This window comes from Streptococcus sp. oral taxon 061 (assembly GCF_013394695.1).
Taxonomy (GTDB): Bacteria; Bacillota; Bacilli; order Lactobacillales; family Streptococcaceae; genus Streptococcus.
In genome coordinates this window covers 1,351,912-1,371,904 of record NZ_CP058258.1, presented here as the reverse complement: position 1 = coordinate 1,371,904, position 19,993 = coordinate 1,351,912, and the positions used below count along the sequence as shown (strand labels likewise).

Sequence of the window (19,993 nt, the reverse complement as noted above, 5' to 3'; positions counted from 1 at the left end):
TACCACAAAGGTCAACAGAAAGGGTGAAAAAATGCATACAGCCTTGGTTTTAGGATACTCAGCTTTTGATTTAGGATTGTTAAATGAAAAGGATATTCGGTTAAAAATTATAAAAAAAGCCATTCGTAGAGATTTGGAAAGATTAGCTGAGGAAGGGTTGAAATGGCTAGTTTTCACAGGCACTCTTGGTTTTGAACACTGGGTCTTAGAAGTAGCTAGAGACATGAAGGAGGCCTATGAATTTCAACTAGCGACTATTTTTGATTTTGAGACACATGGATCAAACTGGAATGAGGCTAACCAGGTCAAATTGAGTGATTTTAAACAGGTCGATTTTGTCAAATATGCCTATCCAACTTATGAGCACAAAGGCCAATTGAGAGATTATCAGATTTTTTTACTCGAAAATACGGATGGCGCCTATATTTTTTACGACGAAGACAACGAAACAAAAATGAGATTTTTTTACGAACTGATGAAAAAGAAAGACAACTATATGACAAAAAGATTAACATTTGAGGAATTAAACGAAATAGCCGAAAATTTTTCCGAAAATTGAGGCTTTGACCTTGCTTTTTGTTTGCCTTTTTTTATATAATAATACTAGTAACTGAGAATGGAGAGAGACATGGCAAGTATTATTTTTACAGCAAAGGATATTTTTGAGCAGGATTTCGGAAGAGAAGTACGTGGATACAGTAAAGCAGAGGTAGATGAATTCTTAGATGACGTTATCAAGGACTATGAAACCTATGCAGCGTTGGTTAAATCACTACGTTTGGAAGTCGCAGAATTGAAAGAGCAATTGGCGAACAAACCTCAGGCGGCACCTGTATCTGTAACGTCTGAACCTGCTGAGCTTGGAAGTACGACTTCTATGACTAATTTTGATATCCTGAAACGCTTGAATCGTCTTGAAAAAGAAGTATTTGGCAAACAAATTGTAGAAAATTCTGATTTCTAAGAATTATACAGTTGTGCAATTTTTGGATAATCGCGTGGAGAGTTTATCTTTTCATGAGGAAAGTCCATGCTAGCACAGGCTGTGATGCCTGTAGTGTTTGTGCTAGGCGAAACCATAAGCCTAGGAACGAGAAATCGTTACGGCGAGTGAATAGACTAAGTTTTCGGATATGTTTTAGTAGCTCTGAAAGTGCCACAGTGACGAAGTCTCTCTGGAAACAGAGAGAGTGGAACGCGGTAAACCCCTCAAGCTAGCAACCCAAATTTTGGTCGGGGCATGGAGTGCGCGGAAACGAACGTAGTACTCTGACTGCTAGCAGCTTCTAGCTGTTAGTGGTAGACAGATGATTATCGAAAGAAGTGGTCCTAGTCGCTTCTGGAACAAAACATGGCTTATAGAAAATTGCATATAGGTTGGGGCTGAGAAATTTTCTCAACCTCATTTTTTAAAGGTGAACAAGAGAAAGGTCTTTAAAGACTGACATGAAACAAACATTTAATATAATAGCGACTGCTGCAGCGGGTTTAGAGGCTGTTGTAGGTCGTGAAGTGCGTGCACTTGGCTATGATTGTCAAGTTGAGAATGGTCGCGTTCGCTTTGAAGGAGATGTAAAGGCAATTATTGAAACTAATTTGTGGCTACGAGCTGCAGATAGGATTAAGATTGTTGTTGGGACTTTTCCTGCAAAAACATTTGAAGAACTTTTTCAAGGAGTTTTCGCCTTAGATTGGGAAAACTATTTACCACTTGGAGCGCGTTTTCCAATTTCAAAGGCTAAGTGTGTCAAATCAAAACTTCATAATGAACCTAGTGTTCAAGCTATTTCTAAAAAGGCAGTTGTTAAGAAATTGCAGAAACATTATGCTCGACCAGAAGGTGTTCCGCTGATGGAAAATGGTCCAGAGTTTAAAATAGAGGTTTCAATTCTTAAAGATGTTGCGACTATCATGATTGACACAAGTGGCTCTAGTCTTTTCAAACGAGGTTATCGTACTGAAAAAGGTGGTGCTCCTATTAAAGAGAACATGGCAGCAGCAATTCTGCAATTATCAAACTGGTATCCTGATAAACCCTTGATTGATCCGACCTGCGGTTCAGGGACCTTCTGTATTGAGGCAGCTATGATTGCTCGTAATATGGCGCCAGGTTTGCGCCGTTCCTTTGCTTTTGAGGATTGGAACTGGGTTAGTGATCGTTTAATTCAGGAAGTCCGCACAGAAGCAAGCAAAAAAATCAATCGTGAGATTGAGCTAGACATTATGGGTTGTGATATTGATGGACGCATGGTGGAAATTGCTAAGGCAAATGCTCAGGCTGCGGGAGTTTCTAAGGATATCCACTTTAAGCAGATGCGCGTGCAGGATTTGCGAACGGACAAGATCAATGGAGTTATTATTTCGAATCCACCGTATGGAGAACGCTTGTCAGATGATGCAGGAGTAACCAAGCTCTATGCTGAGATGGGAGAAGTATTTGCCCCCCTTAAAACATGGAGTAAATTTGTCCTGACTAGTGATGAAGCTTTTGAAAGTAAATATGGTAGTCAGGCAGATAAAAAACGGAAACTCTATAACGGTACTTTGAAAGTTGATTTATATCAATATTTTGGTCAACGTGTGAAAAGGCAAGATGTTAAAAAAGAAAGGAATGCAGATGAGTAAGAAAAGACGCGATCGTCATCATAAAGGTGAGCAAGAATCTAAATTTGAATTTGAAGAGGCTAAAGATTTAACGGTTGGTCAGGCTATTCGTAAGAACGAAGAGGTTGAAGCAGGTGTGACTCCAGATGATACCATCTTAGACAAATATATCAAGCAACACCGTGAAGAAATCGAAGCAGACAAATTTGAAAATTTACAAACGAAAAAAGAGGAATCCACTCAAAGCTTGGACGATATGATTCAGGAAGTGAGAGAAACAACTGAACAAGAAAGTGCATTAAGTTCAGAAGAGGAAGCAATTGCTCTTGCAGTAGCTGCAGAGACAACTGAAATCGTTGTTCAAGAAGCTGAAGAAGAGGAAACGAGAATTCTCGAGCAACCTTTTAAGGATGAATTGGAAGCTGTTGAAATGACTGAGGTAGAAAACTCCGAAGTGGGAGTGGTTTATGAGGAAAATGAAGATCAGCTACAACCTTTTTCTCGTTCTACTGAAGTTGATGATGAACCAAAAAATAAAAAGAAATGGGCGATTTTGTCAGCCATTATTTTGCTATTCCTCTTGATTTTTGGAGGTGGCTATTACGTTTATCGTCAGATTGCGCGCTCTTCTCAAGAACTTCAAACTAAGGCTGCAGATTCAGGCTTGGTAAGCAATCAGTCGGTCTATGAACAATTTAATGCGCTCTACGACACGTTTTATACTGATGAAAACAAAACAGCTCTTAAAAATAGCCAGTTTAGTCAACTGAATCAATTGAAGGAACTTCTAGATAAACTTGAAGGAGCGAGAGAACATACTCTAGCCAAATCAAAATATGATAGCTTAGAAACACAGATAAAAGCAATTCAAGAAGTAAATTCTCAATTTGAAACTCCAGCTATTACAGATGGTGTTTTGGATACAAATGCAAAAATCAAAGCGGATGCTAAATTTACAGATATCAAGACTGGTAATACAGAAATTGATAAACTTCTAGACAAAGCAATCAGTCTTGGTAAGAGTCAATTAGCAAGTACAACAACAAGTGCAGCTTCAACGTCAGCCGCTAGCCAAGAAGCGTCAAGCCCAACGACAGAAAGCAGTCCATCTACTTCAACAAATGAGACTGCGTCATCTACGAATGGTGGCTTGTCGAGCGAAGGCGTTAATTTGCAAAGAAGTGTCAGTCGAGTACCGTATAATCAAGCCGCTGTAAGTGATAGTAGTAATCCTGCTTGGACTTTTGCAGATGGTGTCCTTGAACGAATACTTGAGACATCCCGTGCACGTGGATATATCACTGGAAACCAATATATCTTGGAACCTGTAAATATCGTTAATGGCAATGGTTATTACAACCTTTATAAACCAGATGGAACTTATCTCTTCACCCTAAACTGTAAGACAGGTTACTTTGTAGGGAATGGTTCTGGCCATGCGGATGATTTAGACTACTAGTCAAATTGTTATAAAATTCTTTCTTTTCACAGATAAACATGATAAAATAAAACATATTAAACAAGAGGAGTGTCACATGACTAAAGCAAACTTTGGTGTTGTTGGTATGGCCGTAATGGGTCGTAACCTTGCCCTTAATATCGAATCTCGTGGATACACAGTTGCTATCTATAACCGTAGTAAAGAAAAAACAGAAGATGTTGTTGCTTGCCATCCTGAAAAGAACTTTGTGCCAAGCTATGATATCGAAAGCTTCGTAAACTCAATCGAAAAACCACGTCGTATCATGCTCATGGTTCAAGCAGGACCTGGTACAGACGCAACCATCCAAGCCCTTCTTCCACACTTGGATAAAGGCGATATCTTGATTGATGGCGGAAATACTTTCTATAAAGATACTATCCGTCGTAATGAAGAATTGGCGAACTCAGGTATCAACTTCATCGGTACAGGTGTATCTGGTGGTGAAAAAGGTGCCCTTGAAGGACCATCTATCATGCCTGGTGGACAAAAAGAAGCCTATGAATTGGTGGCTGACGTTCTTGAAGAAATTTCTGCAAAAGCACCAGAAGATGGGAAACCATGTGTGACTTACATCGGTCCTGATGGAGCAGGTCACTATGTGAAAATGGTCCACAATGGTATCGAGTACGGTGATATGCAATTGATCGCAGAAAGCTATGACTTGATGCAACACTTGCTCGGTCTTTCAGCAGAAGACATGGCTGAAATCTTTACTGAGTGGAACAAGGGTGAATTGGACAGCTACTTGATTGAAATCACAGCTGATATCTTGAGCCGTAAAGATGATGAAGGTCAAGATGGACCAATCGTAGACTACATCTTGGATGCTGCAGGAAATAAAGGAACTGGTAAATGGACTAGCCAATCAGCTCTTGACCTTGGTGTGCCATTGTCACTGATTACTGAGTCGGTATTTGCGCGCTACATTTCAACTTATAAAGAAGAACGTGTACACGCTAGCAAGGTGCTTCCAAAACCAGCTGCTTTCAAATTTGAAGGAGACAAGGCTGAGTTGATTGAAAAGATCCGTCAAGCCCTTTACTTCTCAAAAATCATTTCTTACGCACAAGGTTTTGCGCAATTGCGTGTAGCTTCTAAAGAAAATAACTGGAACTTGCCATTTGCAGATATCGCATCTATCTGGCGCGCTGGATGTATCATCCGTTCTCGTTTCTTGCAAAAGATTACAGATGCTTACAGCCGTGATGCAGATCTTGCCAACCTTCTTTTGGATGAGTACTTCTTGGATGTAACAGCTAAGTACCAACAATCTGTTCGTGATATTGTTGCTCTTGCGGTTCAAGCTGGTGTACCAGTACCAACCTTCTCAGCAGCCATTACTTACTTTGATAGCTACCGTTCAGCTGACCTTCCAGCGAACTTGATCCAAGCACAACGTGATTACTTTGGTGCTCACACATACCAACGTAAAGACAAAGAAGGAACATTCCACTACTCTTGGTATGACGAAAAATAAGTAGGTCAGCCATGGGGAAACGGATTTTATTACTTGAGAAAGAAAGAAATCTAGCTCATTTTTTAAGTCTGGAACTCCAAAAAGAGCAATACCGAGTTGATCAGGTAGAAGAGGGACAAAAAGCCCTCTCCATGGCTCTTCAGACAGACTATGACTTGATTTTACTGAATGCTCATCTAGGGGATATGACAGCCCAGGATTTTGCAGAACAGTTGAGTCGGACTAAGCCAGCTTCGGTTATCATGGTCTTGGACCATCGAGAAGAATTGCAAGACCAAGTTGAAACAATCCAACGTTTTGCTGTTTCATATATCTACAAGCCAGTCATTATCGATGATCTAGTGGCTCGTATTGCAGCAATTTTCCGAGGTCGGGACTTTATCGACCAACACTGTAATCAGATGAAGGTTCCAACATCCTATCGCAATCTGCGTATGGATGTAGAACATCATACCGTCTATCGTGGCGAGGAGATGATTGCTCTGACACGTCGTGAATATGACCTCTTAGCTACTCTTATGGGAAGTAAGAAGGTTTTAACTCGTGAGCAGTTGCTGGAAAGTGTTTGGAAGTATGAGAGTGCGACCGAAACCAATATCGTCGATGTTTATATCCGTTATCTACGTAGCAAACTTGACGTAAAAGGTCAAAAGAGCTATATCAAAACTGTGCGTGGTGTTGGTTACACCATGCAAGAATAGAAAAGCAGTTGCAGTTATGTAACTGCTTTTTTTGAATTTATTATATATTGACATATAGTATTGCCTTTGCTACAATCATTTTGGAGGAAACAAGAATGAAATTTTTGAAAAAAATGATGCAAGTCGGTCTAACAGTATTCTTTTTTGGTCTGTTAGCAACAAGTACGGTATTTGCGGACGATGCTGATTCAGAAGGCTGGCAATTTGTCCAAGAAAATGGTAGAACTTACTACAAGAAGGGGGAACTCAAAGAAACCTACTGGCGAGTGATTGATGGTAAGTACTATTATTTTGATCCTTTATCTGGAGAGATGGTTGTCGGCTGGCAATATATACCTGCTCCACACGAAGGGGTTACGATTGGTTCTTCTATAAGGCAAGATGTTGCTTTTAGACCAGATTGGTTTTACTTTGGTCAAGATGGGGTACTACAAGAATTTGTTGGTAAGCAAGTTTTAGAAGCAAAAACTGCTACAAATATCAACAAACATCATGGGGAACAATATGATAGTCCAGCAGAGAAACGAGTCTACTATTTTGAAGACCAAAGAAGTTATCACACCTTAAAAACCGGTTGGGTTCATGATAAGGGGCATTGGTATTATTTACAGGAGGATGGTGGCTTTGATTCTCGCATCAACAGATTGACTGTTGGAGAGCTCGCACGTGGCTGGATAAACGATGATTCAACTTGGTACTATCTAGATCCAACAACTGCTACAATGCAAACGGGTTGGCAATATCTTGGTAACAAGTGGTACTATCTCCGTTCATCAGGTGCTATGGCGACCGGCTGGTATCAAGAAGGTTCAACCTGGTATTATCTAGATGCTCAAAACGGTGATATGAAAACTGGCTGGATTTATGTCGATAATACTTGGTATTACCTCCGTTCGTCAGGAGCTATGGTAACCGGTTGGTTCCAAGTCAATGGGAAATGGTACTACGCCTATAATTCTGGTGCCTTGGCTGTAAATACCACAGTAGGTGGCTACTACCTCAACTATAATGGCGAGTGGGTCCAGTAATGAAAAAAAGCGATTGTGAAGGAAACAATCGCTTTTTTTGTGAAAATATAATAAAATAGAAAGGAATAAAGTTCTAAAATTTTATCTAGAAAAAGACGGTTTTCGTCTGATAGAAGGATTAAATGACAAAAGAAGTTGGTGTCGGTCAGGCACATAGTAAAATTATTTTAATCGGAGAGCATGCAGTGGTTTATGGCTACCCAGCCATTTCTTTACCTCTTTTAGAGGTAGAGGTGACTTGTCGGGTGGTTCCAGCAACCACACCATGGCGTCTGTTTGAAGAGGACACCTTGTCTATGGCTGTTTATGCTTCTCTCGAGTATCTAAATATCAAAGATGCTTGCATCCGTTGTCAAATTGACTCGGCTATTCCAGAAAAACGGGGGATGGGTTCTTCAGCAGCCATTAGTATTGCAGCCATTCGTGCAGTATTTGATTATTACCAAGCAGAACTTCCGTATGATGTTTTAGAAATTCTGGTCAATCGGGCGGAGATGATTGCCCATATGAATCCTAGTGGTTTAGATGCTAAGACTTGCCTAAGTGACCAGCCTATTCGTTTTATCAAGAATGTTGGTTTTGAAGAATTAGCCATGGATTTGTCAGCTTATCTGATCATTGCAGATACTGGAGTTTATGGACATACTCGTGAAGCTATCCAAGTCGTAGAGAGCAAAGGTAAGGAAGCTCTGCCTTTCTTGCATGCATTAGGAGAATTAACCCAAGAGGCAGAAAAAGCTATTCAAACAAAAGATGCCGTGAAGCTGGGAGAAATTCTAACCAAAGCTCATGGAAATCTAAAAGAAATCGGAGTTAGTAGCCCTGAGGCAGATGCCTTGGTTGAAACTGCCCTTGAACATGGAGCTCTAGGAGCCAAGATGAGTGGTGGTGGTCTAGGCGGTTGCATCATTGCCTTGGTTGCTAATGTCAGTCAAGCACAAGAACTCGCAGAAAGATTAGAAGAGAAAGGAGCTGTTCAGACATGGATCGAAAGCCTGTAACAGTACGTTCCTATGCCAATATTGCTATTATTAAATATTGGGGTAAGAAAAAAGAAAAAGAGATGGTTCCCGCGACTAGCAGTATCTCTCTGACTTTAGAAAATATGTATACGGAGACGACACTTTCACCTTTGCCAGCAGATGCTAGGGCAGATGAATTTTACATCAATGGTCAGTTGCAAAATGAAGCTGAACATAAAAAGATGAGTAAAATCATTGACCGCTACCGTCCTGAAGGAGCAGGTTTTGTTCGTATCGATACCAAGAACAATATGCCAACAGCAGCAGGCCTTTCTTCAAGTTCCAGTGGTTTGTCTGCTCTAGTCAAAGCTTGCAATGCCTACTTCCAATTAGGACTAGATCGTAAAGAGTTGGCCTTGGAAGCTAAGTTTGCATCGGGTTCTTCATCTCGTAGTTTTTATGGCCCCATAGCAGCTTGGGATAAGGATAGTGGAGAGATTTATCCAGTTGAAACTGACTTGAAACTAGCTATGATTATGTTGGTCTTGGAAGACCAGAAAAAACCAATCTCTAGTCGGGATGGTATGAAACTCTGTGTAGAAACTTCGACTACTTTTGAGGACTGGGTCCGTCAGTCTGAACAAGACTACAATGATATGCTGGTCTATCTCAAGGGAAATGACTTTGAGAAGGTTGGAGCTTTAACAGAAAAGAACGCTCTTGCAATGCATGCGACGACAAAAACTGCAAATCCGCCGTTCTCTTATCTGACAGATGCAAGTTATGAGGCTATGGATTTCGTTCGTCAGCTTAGAGAACAAGGAGAATCTTGTTACTTCACCATGGATGCGGGGCCTAATGTAAAGGTTCTTTGTTTAGAAAAAGACTTGGAACATCTATCAGAACTTTTAGGTCAACGCTATCGCTTAATCGTTTCAAAGACAAAGGATTTGAGCCAAGATGACGATTGTTAAAACTTGTGGTAAGCTCTACTGGGCTGGTGAGTATGCCATTTTAGAACCAGGGCAGTTGGCACTAATAAAAGCTATTCCCATCTATATGACAGCTGAGATTGAGTCCTCAGAAGTTTATCGACTCTACTCGGATATGTTTACTTATAGTGTAGATATGCGCCCAGATTCTTCTTATGCCTTGATTCAAGAAACAGTTGCCTTGGTGGAGGAATATCTGACTTCCCAAGGAGTTGACTTGCAACCTTTTTCCATAGACATTCGTGGGAAAATGGAGCGTGAGGGCAAGAAGTTTGGCCTGGGTTCTAGTGGTAGTGTTGTTGTCTTGGTCATCAAGGCCATGCTTGCTTTCTATGAAAGACCTGTTGAAAGAGACCTTTTGTTTAAACTGGCTAGTGCTGTACTTCTCAAACGTGGAGATAATGGTTCCATGGGGGATATTGCCTGTATCGTTTCAGAAGACCTGGTCCTCTATCAGTCTTTTGACCGTGAGAAAGTGGCAGAATGGCTAGAAAAAGAAGACTTGCCAACTGTATTAGCACGTGATTGGGGCTTTTCTATTAGGAGTGTTGAACCGACCTTGAAATTTGATTTTCTGGTGGGTTGGACCAAGGAAGTAGCGGTGTCTAGTCACATGGTTAAGCAAATCAAGAAGAATATGAATGCTAGCTTTTTGCAGGCTTCAAAAGAAACAGTAACTAACTTGGTAAAGGCTTTGCATGAAGGCCAAGAAGAAAAGATAATGGAGCTACAAGAACAAGCCAGCCAACTTTTAGAAGGCTTGAGTTCAGATATTTACACACCTTCGCTCAGACAATTAAAAGATGCCAGCAGAAACTTAAAAGCTGTTGCTAAAAGTAGTGGTGCTGGTGGTGGAGACTGTGGGATAGCCCTCAGTTTTGACCAAGATTCGACCACATTACTGAAAAAACGCTGGGCTGATCTTGGGATTGAGCTCTTGTATCAAGAAAGGATAGGACATGACGACAAATCGGAAGGATGAACACATCCGCTATGCCCTTGAACAAAAAAGTACTTATAATAGTTTTGATGAGGTGGAGTTAATCCACTCCTCACTACCCTTATACGATATAGATGAGATTGATCTTTCGACAGAATTTTCAGGGCACAAATGGGACTTTCCTTTTTATATTAACGCCATGACAGGTGGGAGTGATCGGGGCAGAGAAATCAATCAAAAATTGGCCCAGGTGGCAGAGGCCTGTGGAATTTTATTTGTGACGGGTTCTTACAGTGCGGCACTTAAGGATCCAGCGGATGACTCTTTCTCTGTCAAGTCAAATCATCCTGACCTCCTCTTTGGAACCAATATTGGCTTAGACAAGCCTGTTGAATTGGGGATACAAACGGTAAAAGAAATGAATCCCCTCCTCTTGCAAGTTCATGTTAATGTTATGCAGGAACTGCTCATGCCCGAAGGTGAGCGTCAATTTAGATTGTGGCAAAATAATCTGAAAGATTATGCTGAGCAAATCTCTGTTCCCCTTGTCTTAAAAGAAGTCGGCTTTGGCATGGATGTGAAGACCATTGCTAAGGCATATGAGATAGGCATACGTACGGTTGATTTGTCTGGTCGTGGGGGAACTAGCTTTGCCTATATCGAAAATCGTCGTAGCGGTCAACGGGACTACCTCAATGATTGGGGTCAATCGACCATGCAAGCTCTTCTGAATGCCCAAGACTGGAAAGACAAGATGGAACTTTTGGTTAGTGGAGGAGTTCGCAATCCACTAGATATCATCAAATGCTTGGTGTTTGGAGCCAAGGCAGTTGGTCTATCACGCACTATGTTAGAGCTGGTTGAAAATTACTCTGTTGATGTTGTTATTTCCATTGTTGAAAGCTGGAAGGAAGACCTACGCTTGATTATGTGTGCCCTTAATTGTAAAAAAATTGAGGATTTACAAGAGGTCGACTATCTCCTTTATGGAAAATTGAAAGAAGCAAAAGACCAAATGTAAAGAAAGAGGTCAGGATTTTAGTCCCGACCTCTTTATCATTCCTCAGACGGATGTGACTTTTGGGATTTGTGATACAATTAAATGGAGAGGACGGATACATGCGAAAATTCCAAATTTTTCTATTTATTGAAGCTTGTTTATTAACAGGAGCTCTGATTATGATGGTATCAGAGCATTTTTCCCGTTTTCTACTGATATTGCTCTTGTTTTTACTGCTGATTCGCTATTATACTGGAAAACAAGGAAATAACTTTATTTTAGTGGCGGTGAGCATCTTATTTTTCTTTATCATCATGCTCAATCCCTTTGTCATTTTAGCCATCTTTGTGGCCTTGATATACAGCCTGTTCCTGCTTTACCCTATGATGAACCAGGAAAGAGAAGATACCAATCTTTTTTTTGAAGAAGTTGTGACAGTAAAGAGGGAGAAAAATCGCTGGTTTGGCAATCTCCATCATTTTTCAAGTTACCAGACTTGTCGTTTTGATGATATCAATCTCTTTCGCCTTATGGGGAAGGATACCATTCATCTAGAGCACGTGATTTTGAGCAATCATGATAATGTCATCATCTTGAGAAAACTGGTCGGTACGACTAGAATTATCGTACCAGTAGATGTTGAAGTCAGCCTAAGTGTCAATTCTCTGTACGGAGATTTAACCTTTTTTAACCAGCCTAAACGTGCTTTGCGTAATGAGCAATTTCATCAAGAAACCAGAGATTATCTCAAGAGTCCCAAGAGTGTTAAGATTCTTTTGACAACTATGGTTGGAGATGTTGAGGTGGTGAGAGGATGAAAAAACAACCCTATATTTTAATTGGTCTCACCTCTTTTCTCTTTGTCGCTTTTCTATTTCGAAGCATTTTTAAGGTCTTAGATTTGGAATGGACTTCTCTCTTCCAAGATTTAGAAAAGACAGAAAAAGTCGTATTTTTAGGCTTGATGTTTAGTCTTGCCCTTGCTTTTTTATTAGTCTTATTCTGGAAAATGGTTGACGAAATTTCAAGAAGAAGAATCCAAGCAAATCTCAAACGTCTACTAGCTGGTAAAGATATTAAAAGCCTTGGAGATGCTGATTTAGACGCAAGTTTTAGAAACTTATCAGGTAAGCTTGGTTTGTTGACAGAAGCTATTCAAAAAGCAGATAATCAGGTTTTAGTCAAAGAAGAAGAGATAGTTGAAAAGGAGCGCAAGAGAATTGCGCGTGACTTGCATGATACGGTTAGCCAAGAAATTTTTGCTGCCCATATGATGTTATCAGGACTCAGTCAACAAGCTTCGAAATTAGATAGAGAAAAGATGCAAACTCAGCTTCAGAGTGTGACTGCTATTTTGGAGACAGCCCAGAGAGATTTGCGTATTCTACTCTTGCATTTGCGTCCTATTGAACTGGAACAAAAGAGTTTGGTGGAGGGGATTCAGATACTCCTCAAAGAACTAGAAGAAAAAAGTGATCTGAAGGTAAGCTTTAAATATCAGGTAACTGCATTACCTAAAAAGATAGAAGAGCATATTTTCCGTATTGTCCAAGAATTGATTAGTAATACCCTTCGGCATGCGCAGGCTTCTTGTCTGGATGTTTACCTTTATCAAACGGAAACGGAATTGCAGTTGAAGGTGGCAGACAATGGGCGCGGTTTTCAACTAGATGATGGAGACGAACTGAGCTATGGTTTACGGAATATCAAAGAACGTGTAGAAGATATGGCTGGGACTATACAATTATTAACAGCTCCCAAGCAAGGTTTAGCAGTGGATATTCGCATTCCTTTGCTTGATTTGGATAAATAAGAGGAAGTAAGATGAAACTATTATTGGTAGATGACCACCAAATGGTGCGTCTGGGATTAAAAAGTTATTTCGAATTACAGGAAGATGTTGAGGTTGTAGGAGAAGCAACCAATGGCGCAGAAGGGATTTCTATGGCCTTGGAGCTTCGTCCGGATGTGATTGTCATGGATATTGTCATGCCTGAAGTCAATGGGATTGATGCAACACTAGCTATTCTCAAAGAATGGCCAGAGGCTAAAATCTTGATCGTGACATCTTACCTAGACAATGAAAAAATTATGCCGGTCTTGAATGCTGGAGCTAGGGGTTATATGCTCAAGACTTCGAGCGCAGATGAGTTGCTACACGCAGTTCGTAAGGTAGCAGCCGGTGAATTTGCTATTGAACAAGAGGTCAGCAAGAAGGTAGAATACCACCGTAATCACGTCGAACTACACGAAGATCTGACAGCTCGTGAAAGAGATGTCCTTCAACTAATCGCTAAGGGCTATGAAAATCAGCGTATAGCTGATGAATTGTTTATCTCCCTCAAGACTGTTAAAACTCATGTTTCAAACATACTTGCTAAACTTCAGGTTAGTGACCGTACCCAGGTGGCTGTTTATGCCTTTCAGCACCACTTGGTAGGCCCTGACGAATTTTAGAGAAGTTTGAAAGCAACTTAAGCATGGAGGAAAAGCGCATCCATTACTTGAAAAAATTCGCTACTATATGGTATAATGGACTGTATTAAAAATTTTAAGGAGAAATGACAGAATGTCTGTATCATTTGAAAACAAAGAAACAAACCGTGGTGTCTTGACTTTCACTATCTCTCAAGACCAAATCAAACCAGAATTGGACCGTGTATTTAACTCAGTAAAGAAAACTCTTAATGTTCCTGGTTTCCGTAAAGGACACCTTCCACGTCCTATCTTCGACCAAAAATTTGGTGAAGAAGCCCTTTACCAAGATGCAATGAACGCTCTTTTGCCAGACGCTTATGAAGCAGCTGTAAAAGAAGCTGGTCTTGAAGTAGTTGCACAACCAAAAATTGACGTAACTTCTATGGAAAAAGGTCAAGACTGGGTTATCACTGCAGAAGTTGTTACAAAACCTGAAGTTAAATTGGGTGAATACAAAAACCTTGAAGTATCAGTTGATGTAGATAAAGAAGTAACTGACGCTGATGTAGATGCACGTATCGAACGTGAACGCAACAACTTGGCAGAATTGGTAATCAAAGATGGTGCTGCTGAAGACGGCGACACTGTTGTTATCGACTTCGTTGGTTCTATCGACGGTGTTGAATTTGACGGCGGAAAAGGCGAAAACTTCTCACTTGGACTTGGTTCAGGACAATTCATTCCTGGATTTGAAGACCAATTGGTAGGTCACTCAGCTGGTGAAACTGTTGATGTTATCGTAACATTCCCAGAAGACTACCAAGCAGAAGACCTTGCAGGTAAAGAAGCTAAATTCGTAACAACTATCCACGAAGTTAAAGCTAAAGAAGTTCCAGCTCTTGACGATGAACTTGCAAAAGATATCGACGAAGAAGTTGAAACTCTTGACGAATTGAAAGAAAAATACCGCAAAGAATTAGCTGCTGCTAAAGAAGAAGCATACACTGATGCCGTTGAAGGTGCAGCAATCGATAAAGCTGTAGAAAACGCTGAAATCGTAGAACTTCCAGAAGAAATGATTCACGAAGAAGTTCACCGCTCAGTAAATGAATTCCTTGGAAACTTGCAACGTCAAGGTATCAACCCTGACATGTACTTCCAAATCACTGGAACTACTCAAGAAGATCTTCACAAACAATATGAAGCAGAAGCTGAGTCACGCACTAAGACAAACCTTGTTATCGAAGCAGTTGCTAAAGCTGAAGGATTTGACGCTACTGAAGAAGAAATCCAAAAAGAAATCGAGCAATTGGCTGCAGACTACAACATGGAAGTTGCTCAAGTACAAAGCTTGCTTTCAGCTGACATGTTGAAACACGATATCACAATCAAAAAAGCTGTTGAATTGATTACAAGCACTGCAACAGTAAAATAATCTGAAAAGATAAAAAGCCCACCGGATTCGGTGGGTTTTCTTATGCTTTATTTTCCGAAAAATTCTTGAAGGTCATCTTGACTAATTCCAATCATAGCTGGGATACTAGACCAGTTTTCCTCGGTGAGGATGTAGGATTGTCCAGAGTCATTTGTTGTGGCAGTTTCAGAGAAGGCTTGTTTACTTTCTTCAATATTATTTTCAATTAAATCACTAAAACGTTCAATCAGATAGGTCTTGCGAGCTGTCCCGATGTGCTTGGTTGCATAGTCAAAGGCCTGAAGTTTACCAAGTAGGATGAGTTTGCTTTTGGCGCGAGTGATAGCAGTGTAGATGAGATTTCGCTCCAGCATGCGCTTGCTAGCACTGGTAATTGGCAGAATCACAACTGGAAACTCACTCCCCTGTGACTTATGGATACTCATAGCATAGGCCAGACGAATTTTGTACCATTCATTTCGAGGATAGGAAACCTCGTTGCCATCAAAATCGATGATAATTTCATCTTGTTTGGATTCAGTGTATTTTCCAGGAATCAGGTCTGTAATATAGCCTAAATCTCCATTAAAGACATTGACTTCTGCATCGTTGACCAGATGAATGACCTTATCGCCTGTGCGATAATGAAACTGACTTGCTTCAAAACTGATCTGTCCCTTTTGAAGAGGATTGAGCAGTTCTTGCATGAGTTGATTGATCGCGTCAATTCCTGCTGTACCACGATACATAGGAGCTAGAACTTGGATATCACGAGCAGGAATGCCACTTCTAATAGCAGCATCTAGGATTTTTTCAATGGTCGCAGGGATATGGCTACTAGCGATTTCAAAGTAGGAACGGTCTGCTTTTTTCTGAGTGAAATCTGCAGGTAAAATTCCCTGACGAATCTGACTAGCAAGGGTGACGATGGTTGATTCTTCGCTCTGACGGTAGATTCTTTCCAAGCGTGTTTGAGGAATACTCGAAATCTGGAGTAAGTCAGCTAAGACTTGACCAGGACTAACCGATGGCAACTGGTCACTATCGCCTACGATGAGAATTTTACTATTAGAGGAGATGTTGGAGAAGAGTTGGTTGGCTAGCCAGGTATCCACCATAGAGAACTCGTCTACGATGATAAAATCAGCATCTAGATAATCTTCCAAATGACTGGTATCGTCGTCTCCAGTCATCCCCAAATGGCGGTGAATCGTTGCACTTGGCAAGCCTGTCAACTCATTCATACGACGAGCCGCGCGACCAGTTGGAGCAGCTAGGAGAATCGGTAGATTGCTCTTTTTCTTGAGATCAAGTCCTTCCATTAGAGCATAAACACCAATAATCCCATTGATAACAGTGGTTTTACCCGTACCAGGTCCACCTGTCAGGATAAAGACCTTGTTTTGGATAGCGTCGCAGATTGCCTGCTTTTGAATAGTATCGTATTGGATGCCTAATTCTTTCTCAACAGTTGTGATATGATCCTGGATGATTTCTATTTCATGTTTATTGGGTTCTTCTTTTTCAAGGATGCGAATGAGGTGATTGTGAATTCCTTCTTCAGCGAAAAAGAGACTGTTGTCAAAGATTTTCGTATCAACCTGCTGAACTTTTTCTTCTTCAATGAGATTGGATAATTCTTGTGCAAGTTGACTGGGCTCCAGTTCAACAGGTCGTGAGGATTCAAGTAGAGTTAGAGTTTTTTCTAATAGATCTCTTGCTTCAACATAAGTATCCCCGCTTTCCATACAAGCATTTAAAAGGCTATGAACAAGACCTGCTCGAAAGCGTTCAGGTGCCTGACTCTCAATCCCCAATTCCTGTGCTAATTGGTCAGCGATGGTAAAGCCCAAACCCTTGATATCTTCTACCAACTGATAAGGATAATTTTCAACGATATCGATGGTTTCCTCTTTATAGGTATCCTGGATTTGAATAGCTAATTTATTAGGAATCCCGTAGTTTGCAAGCTTGGCCAAAACCATCTCAGTTCCGTAGTTGAGACGAAGTGTAGAAACGAAGGCCTCACGACTTTTAGAAGATAGTCCTGAGATGGTTTCGAGTTTCTCAGGATGCTCCAGGATTTCATCAATGGTATTTTCTCCATAGAGTTCCACAATCTTTTGGGCAGTTTTGAGCCCAATCCCTTTGAAATGGCTACTAGAGAAATACTTGACTAAGCCCTTACTAGTTGGTTTTGCTCTTTCATAACGGGTAATTTGTAGTTGCTCTCCGTATTTGGAGTGTTGGACAATCTGCCCCCAAAAAGTGTATTCCTCTCCCTCGATGACATCAGCCATAGTTCCTGTCACAATGATCTCGAAATCATCAAAGTCCTCAGCATTGGTATCCTCTATATCTAGGAGGAGAATACGATAAAAATTACTGACATTTTCAAAAATAATACGTTCAATCGTACCTGTAAAATAGACTTCCATATAATTCCTTTACATTCCTAAATGAAATCAAATCATTCAGAATAGAATGAGAAGAGGCTGAGATTCGTGTTCTCGGCCTCTTAGTGTTATTAGAATGTTCCGATACGTTTGAGTGGCCAGAAACGGAATTTAGCCTCTCCGATGATATCTTTTGCTTTAAAAGTACCAACGTGTCGACTATCACTAGATACCAGACGGTCATCACCAAGTAGGAGGTATTGTCCCTCTGGAACAGTGAATGTGAAGCTAGTATTGAAATTAACATCTAAGGTAAAGGCCTGAGCTTTCTCAGCAAGACTTCTGAAGTACTCGCCTTTTTTCCCATCCCAACTATCTCCAGTATAGGTAGATTGAAGTTTATCCTCTTTAAAGCGTTTGAGATACTCTGCTAGATAAGGCTCATCGGTTTCTTGTCCATTGATGTAGAGCTTATCATTTTCGTAACGGATGGTATCACCTGGCAATCCGATGACTCGCTTTACGATGTCTTTATTCCCTTCATCCTCATGAGCGACAACTATATCAAAGCGATCGATAGGGAGATGTTTAACAACAAAGAGGATTTCTCCATCAGCTAGAGTAGGATCCATTGAGTGTCCTTCTACACGAACATTGCTCCAGAGAAAGAGACGGCTGAGACCAACTAAGGCGATAATCAGGAAGAAAACTCCCCATTCTCTTATAAATGATTTTAAATATTTCATGGTTCACCTCTATAGAAGTTTTTTTGCTTTTTCAGTATTTTTAAAATGAAGTTTGGCGCAGAAATTGAGGCCATTCATTCCATATGCTTGAAGGATTTGGCTAGCTACCTTATCAGAAGCAGCTCCAGCACCACTTGGAAGTTGGTATCCCAGCTCTCGTCCTAGGTTTTCAAGATTTTCTAGGAAGAGATCACGCGCAATGATGGAGCTGACAGCGACGGCCAAGTATTTGCCCTCAGCTTTTTCCTCTAGAGTGATTGGATTAGGAAAATGATTGGCTTCATTTTTTAGATACTTATCATAGTTCTGTGAGCTTGTAAAGGCGTCAATAACAATTTTTTCAGGTTCAACTCCCTTTTGAAGGAGGAGATAGATTGCTTGATTGTGAAGAGCTACCTTGACCGAAACAGCATTGTAGCGCTCACCAATGACTTCGTTATACTTACTCGGAGAAAGTAGGAGTGCTTGATGTTGGATTTTTTCCTTAAGAATAGGAGCAATCTGACGAATCTTTTGGTCAGTTAGTGTTTTAGAATCTCCAACCCCAAGTTTTCGTAAAAAGTCATGCTGATCAGGAGTTACAAATGACGCCACTATAGCCAGACCACCGAAGTAGGAACCATTTCCGACTTCATCTGTTCCAATTAAGGGGAAATTTTGCCCGCTAACTACTTGTGCTACCTGATAACCAAAAAAGCTAGCATAGCTTTCAGCGGCTTCTCCTTGCAAGAGGACTTTCCCAGATGTATAGACGGAAACACTGGCTTGAGGAAATTTTAAAAAGTAGCGAATATAGGGATTTTTACTTGGAGCGAGAGCTTGCTCATGCTTTTGAACAAAAGCTTGAATTTCCTTTTCACTCGGAGTTAATGTGATACTTGCCATAGTCTCTATTGTACCATAAAAGCGCTAGAATTGGTAAAAACTGACAAACTTAGTGAAATTTGGTATAATATCGTGAGGTGAATTTTATGGCAAATCTAAATCGATTCAAGTTTACATTTGGGAAAAAAACATTAACGCTGACAACTGAACATGACAATCTTTTCATGGAGGAGATTGCTAAAGTTGCGACAGAAAAATATGAAGCAATCAAAGAACAAATGCCTGGAGCTGATGATGAGACAGTAGCTATCCTTTTAGCAGTTAACTGCTTGTCAACACAGCTCAGCCGTGAGATTGAATTTGATGATAAGGAGCAAGAGTTAGAATCACTCCGTTATAAGGTGGTTGCGGCTAAACAAGAGCAGAGTAAGATTGAGGATTCCCTATGATTTCTATTCTACTCTTATTAATCCTTGCTTGGAGCTTTTATATAGGCTACCGCCGAGGAATTATTTTGCAAGCATATTATCTTGTAGCAACGATTGTCTCTGCTTATTTTGCAAGCAAATATTACCAATCTTTAGGGCAGAAGTTCAATTTATTAATCCCTTATGCTAATCCGCAGGAAGGACAGGGAACATTTTTTTTCCCATCCAATCAACTTTTCCAACTAGATAAGGTTTTTTATGCAGGTGTCGGCTTCCTCTTAGCCTTTACGATTTTTTACTGCATCGGCCGTTTGCTTGGTCTTTTTCTAAACCTAGTACCAAGTAAGATACTTGATGGGAAATACTACCGTATCGGTGCGGGTGTGCTATCAGTCGGTGTGACCTTGTTTGTCCTCCAGATGATGCTAACGATTCTCGCGACTGTGCCATTACAAATTGTTCAAAATTCACTTGAAAATAGCTTTGTAGCTAGACATATCATCCAAAGCATTCCATTCACAACTAATTTTATTAAACAGCTTTGGGTTACAAAAATAATCGGATAAAAAGGGCGGGAAC

At 40.5% G+C, this 19,993-nt stretch carries 20 protein-coding genes and 1 other RNA gene; 18 read left to right on the top strand and 3 right to left on the bottom strand.

Features of this window, described 5'->3' with window-relative positions; genetic code table 11:
• The first annotated feature begins 31 nt into the window (after positions 1 to 31).
• From HW271_RS06705 to tig, 16 genes are all read left to right on the top strand, one after another.
• Entirely contained in the window at positions 32 to 559 is a 528-nt protein-coding gene (locus tag HW271_RS06705) for an SLOG family protein (RefSeq protein ID WP_178895374.1), read from the top strand.
• A 69-nt stretch (positions 560 to 628) separates the two neighbouring features.
• Positions 629 to 964, top strand: coding sequence for a cell division regulator GpsB (gene gpsB / locus HW271_RS06700; RefSeq protein WP_006150353.1), 336 nt, complete (start codon positions 629 to 631; stop codon positions 962 to 964).
• A gap of 18 nt (positions 965 to 982) precedes the next feature.
• Positions 983 to 1,364, top strand: an RNA gene (gene rnpB / locus HW271_RS06695) — RNase P RNA component class B.
• An 82-nt stretch (positions 1,365 to 1,446) separates the two neighbouring features.
• Positions 1,447 to 2,625, top strand: a complete 1,179-nt coding sequence (locus tag HW271_RS06690) for a class I SAM-dependent RNA methyltransferase (protein ID WP_178895373.1) — start codon at positions 1,447 to 1,449, stop codon at positions 2,623 to 2,625.
• Positions 2,618 to 4,063, top strand: a complete 1,446-nt coding sequence (locus HW271_RS06685; RefSeq protein WP_178895372.1) for a cell division site-positioning protein MapZ family protein — start codon at positions 2,618 to 2,620, stop codon at positions 4,061 to 4,063. Before HW271_RS06690 ends, HW271_RS06685 begins: the two co-directional genes overlap by 8 nt.
• A gap of 76 nt (positions 4,064 to 4,139) precedes the next feature.
• Positions 4,140 to 5,564, top strand: coding sequence for an NADP-dependent phosphogluconate dehydrogenase (gene gndA, locus HW271_RS06680; protein ID WP_178895371.1), 1,425 nt, complete (start codon positions 4,140 to 4,142; stop codon positions 5,562 to 5,564).
• 11 nt (positions 5,565 to 5,575) lie between these two features.
• Positions 5,576 to 6,265: a response regulator transcription factor gene (locus HW271_RS06675; RefSeq protein WP_178895370.1), complete on the top strand. Its 690-nt coding sequence runs from the start codon at positions 5,576 to 5,578 to the stop codon at positions 6,263 to 6,265.
• A 95-nt stretch (positions 6,266 to 6,360) separates the two neighbouring features.
• Positions 6,361 to 7,293, top strand: coding sequence for a choline-binding protein CbpF (gene cbpF / locus HW271_RS06670; RefSeq protein ID WP_178895369.1), 933 nt, complete (start codon positions 6,361 to 6,363; stop codon positions 7,291 to 7,293).
• 122 nt (positions 7,294 to 7,415) lie between these two features.
• Positions 7,416 to 8,294, top strand: a complete 879-nt coding sequence (gene mvk, locus HW271_RS06665; RefSeq protein ID WP_178895368.1) for a mevalonate kinase — start codon at positions 7,416 to 7,418, stop codon at positions 8,292 to 8,294.
• Complete coding sequence (gene mvaD / locus HW271_RS06660) at positions 8,276 to 9,229, top strand: diphosphomevalonate decarboxylase (RefSeq protein WP_178895367.1); 954 nt, start codon at positions 8,276 to 8,278, stop codon at positions 9,227 to 9,229. Before mvk ends, mvaD begins: the two co-directional genes overlap by 19 nt.
• Positions 9,216 to 10,229 carry a phosphomevalonate kinase gene (locus HW271_RS06655; RefSeq protein ID WP_178895366.1) on the top strand — a complete coding sequence of 338 codons (1,014 nt, stop codon included), beginning with the start codon at positions 9,216 to 9,218 and terminating at the stop codon, positions 10,227 to 10,229. The genes mvaD and HW271_RS06655 overlap by 14 nt, the downstream gene beginning before the upstream one ends.
• Complete coding sequence (gene fni, locus HW271_RS06650) at positions 10,207 to 11,208, top strand: type 2 isopentenyl-diphosphate Delta-isomerase (protein WP_178895365.1); 1,002 nt, start codon at positions 10,207 to 10,209, stop codon at positions 11,206 to 11,208. Before HW271_RS06655 ends, fni begins: the two co-directional genes overlap by 23 nt.
• 98 nt (positions 11,209 to 11,306) lie before the next feature.
• Positions 11,307 to 12,005 (top strand): cell wall-active antibiotics response protein LiaF, encoded by a 699-nt coding sequence (liaF, locus tag HW271_RS06645; RefSeq protein WP_178895364.1) that lies wholly within the window; start codon positions 11,307 to 11,309, stop codon positions 12,003 to 12,005.
• Positions 12,002 to 13,000: a sensor histidine kinase gene (locus HW271_RS06640; RefSeq protein ID WP_178895363.1), complete on the top strand. Its 999-nt coding sequence runs from the start codon at positions 12,002 to 12,004 to the stop codon at positions 12,998 to 13,000. The genes liaF and HW271_RS06640 overlap by 4 nt, the downstream gene beginning before the upstream one ends.
• A gap of 11 nt (positions 13,001 to 13,011) precedes the next feature.
• Positions 13,012 to 13,644 (top strand): response regulator transcription factor, encoded by a 633-nt coding sequence (locus HW271_RS06635; RefSeq protein WP_178895362.1) that lies wholly within the window; start codon positions 13,012 to 13,014, stop codon positions 13,642 to 13,644.
• A 112-nt stretch (positions 13,645 to 13,756) separates the two neighbouring features.
• Positions 13,757 to 15,040: a trigger factor gene (gene tig, locus HW271_RS06630; RefSeq protein ID WP_045614335.1), complete on the top strand. Its 1,284-nt coding sequence runs from the start codon at positions 13,757 to 13,759 to the stop codon at positions 15,038 to 15,040.
• A gap of 47 nt (positions 15,041 to 15,087) precedes the next feature.
• On the opposite strand, the gene HW271_RS06625 is transcribed toward tig, so the two are convergent.
• The 3 genes from HW271_RS06625 to rnhC form a co-directional block, all read right to left on the bottom strand.
• Entirely contained in the window at positions 15,088 to 17,457 is a 2,370-nt protein-coding gene (locus tag HW271_RS06625) for an ATP-dependent RecD-like DNA helicase (RefSeq protein ID WP_178895361.1), read from the bottom strand.
• A gap of 89 nt (positions 17,458 to 17,546) precedes the next feature.
• On the bottom strand, positions 17,547 to 18,161 hold the full coding sequence (lepB, locus tag HW271_RS06620) for a signal peptidase I (RefSeq protein ID WP_178895360.1): 615 nt from the start codon (positions 18,159 to 18,161) through the stop codon (positions 17,547 to 17,549).
• Between the two features lie 9 nt (positions 18,162 to 18,170).
• The gene (gene rnhC / locus HW271_RS06615) at positions 18,171 to 19,046 is read right to left on the bottom strand and encodes a ribonuclease HIII (protein WP_178895359.1); all 876 of its coding nucleotides are present in this window, start codon (positions 19,044 to 19,046) and stop codon (positions 18,171 to 18,173) included.
• Positions 19,047 to 19,132: 86 nt separating this feature from the next.
• Between rnhC and zapA the strand changes: the two genes are divergently transcribed.
• Together zapA and HW271_RS06605 are read left to right on the top strand one after the other, a co-directional pair.
• Complete coding sequence (zapA, locus tag HW271_RS06610; protein ID WP_004252047.1) at positions 19,133 to 19,435, top strand: cell division protein ZapA; 303 nt, start codon at positions 19,133 to 19,135, stop codon at positions 19,433 to 19,435.
• Positions 19,432 to 19,980 carry a CvpA family protein gene (locus tag HW271_RS06605; RefSeq protein WP_178895358.1) on the top strand — a complete coding sequence of 183 codons (549 nt, stop codon included), beginning with the start codon at positions 19,432 to 19,434 and terminating at the stop codon, positions 19,978 to 19,980. The genes zapA and HW271_RS06605 overlap by 4 nt, the downstream gene beginning before the upstream one ends.
• The last annotated feature ends 13 nt before the right edge of the window (positions 19,981 to 19,993 follow it).

Coding starts and splice junctions, on each gene's coding strand:
- zapA (WP_004252047.1), top strand. CDS start 19,133: ATGGCAAATCTAAATCGATTCAAGTTTACATTTGGGAAAAAAACATTA.
- HW271_RS06675 (WP_178895370.1), top strand. CDS start 5,576: ATGGGGAAACGGATTTTATTACTTGAGAAAGAAAGAAATCTAGCTCAT.
- HW271_RS06635 (WP_178895362.1), top strand. CDS start 13,012: ATGAAACTATTATTGGTAGATGACCACCAAATGGTGCGTCTGGGATTA.
- mvaD (WP_178895367.1), top strand. CDS start 8,276: ATGGATCGAAAGCCTGTAACAGTACGTTCCTATGCCAATATTGCTATT.
- mvk (WP_178895368.1), top strand. CDS start 7,416: ATGACAAAAGAAGTTGGTGTCGGTCAGGCACATAGTAAAATTATTTTA.
- tig (WP_045614335.1), top strand. CDS start 13,757: ATGTCTGTATCATTTGAAAACAAAGAAACAAACCGTGGTGTCTTGACT.
- gpsB (WP_006150353.1), top strand. CDS start 629: ATGGCAAGTATTATTTTTACAGCAAAGGATATTTTTGAGCAGGATTTC.
- HW271_RS06640 (WP_178895363.1), top strand. CDS start 12,002: ATGAAAAAACAACCCTATATTTTAATTGGTCTCACCTCTTTTCTCTTT.
- HW271_RS06655 (WP_178895366.1), top strand. CDS start 9,216: ATGACGATTGTTAAAACTTGTGGTAAGCTCTACTGGGCTGGTGAGTAT.
- liaF (WP_178895364.1), top strand. CDS start 11,307: ATGCGAAAATTCCAAATTTTTCTATTTATTGAAGCTTGTTTATTAACA.
- HW271_RS06685 (WP_178895372.1), top strand. CDS start 2,618: ATGAGTAAGAAAAGACGCGATCGTCATCATAAAGGTGAGCAAGAATCT.
- gndA (WP_178895371.1), top strand. CDS start 4,140: ATGACTAAAGCAAACTTTGGTGTTGTTGGTATGGCCGTAATGGGTCGT.
- rnhC (WP_178895359.1), bottom strand. CDS start 19,046: ATGGCAAGTATCACATTAACTCCGAGTGAAAAGGAAATTCAAGCTTTT.
- HW271_RS06605 (WP_178895358.1), top strand. CDS start 19,432: ATGATTTCTATTCTACTCTTATTAATCCTTGCTTGGAGCTTTTATATA.
- HW271_RS06705 (WP_178895374.1), top strand. CDS start 32: ATGCATACAGCCTTGGTTTTAGGATACTCAGCTTTTGATTTAGGATTG.
- cbpF (WP_178895369.1), top strand. CDS start 6,361: ATGAAATTTTTGAAAAAAATGATGCAAGTCGGTCTAACAGTATTCTTT.
- lepB (WP_178895360.1), bottom strand. CDS start 18,161: ATGAAATATTTAAAATCATTTATAAGAGAATGGGGAGTTTTCTTCCTG.
- HW271_RS06690 (WP_178895373.1), top strand. CDS start 1,447: ATGAAACAAACATTTAATATAATAGCGACTGCTGCAGCGGGTTTAGAG.
- fni (WP_178895365.1), top strand. CDS start 10,207: ATGACGACAAATCGGAAGGATGAACACATCCGCTATGCCCTTGAACAA.
- HW271_RS06625 (WP_178895361.1), bottom strand. CDS start 17,457: ATGGAAGTCTATTTTACAGGTACGATTGAACGTATTATTTTTGAAAAT.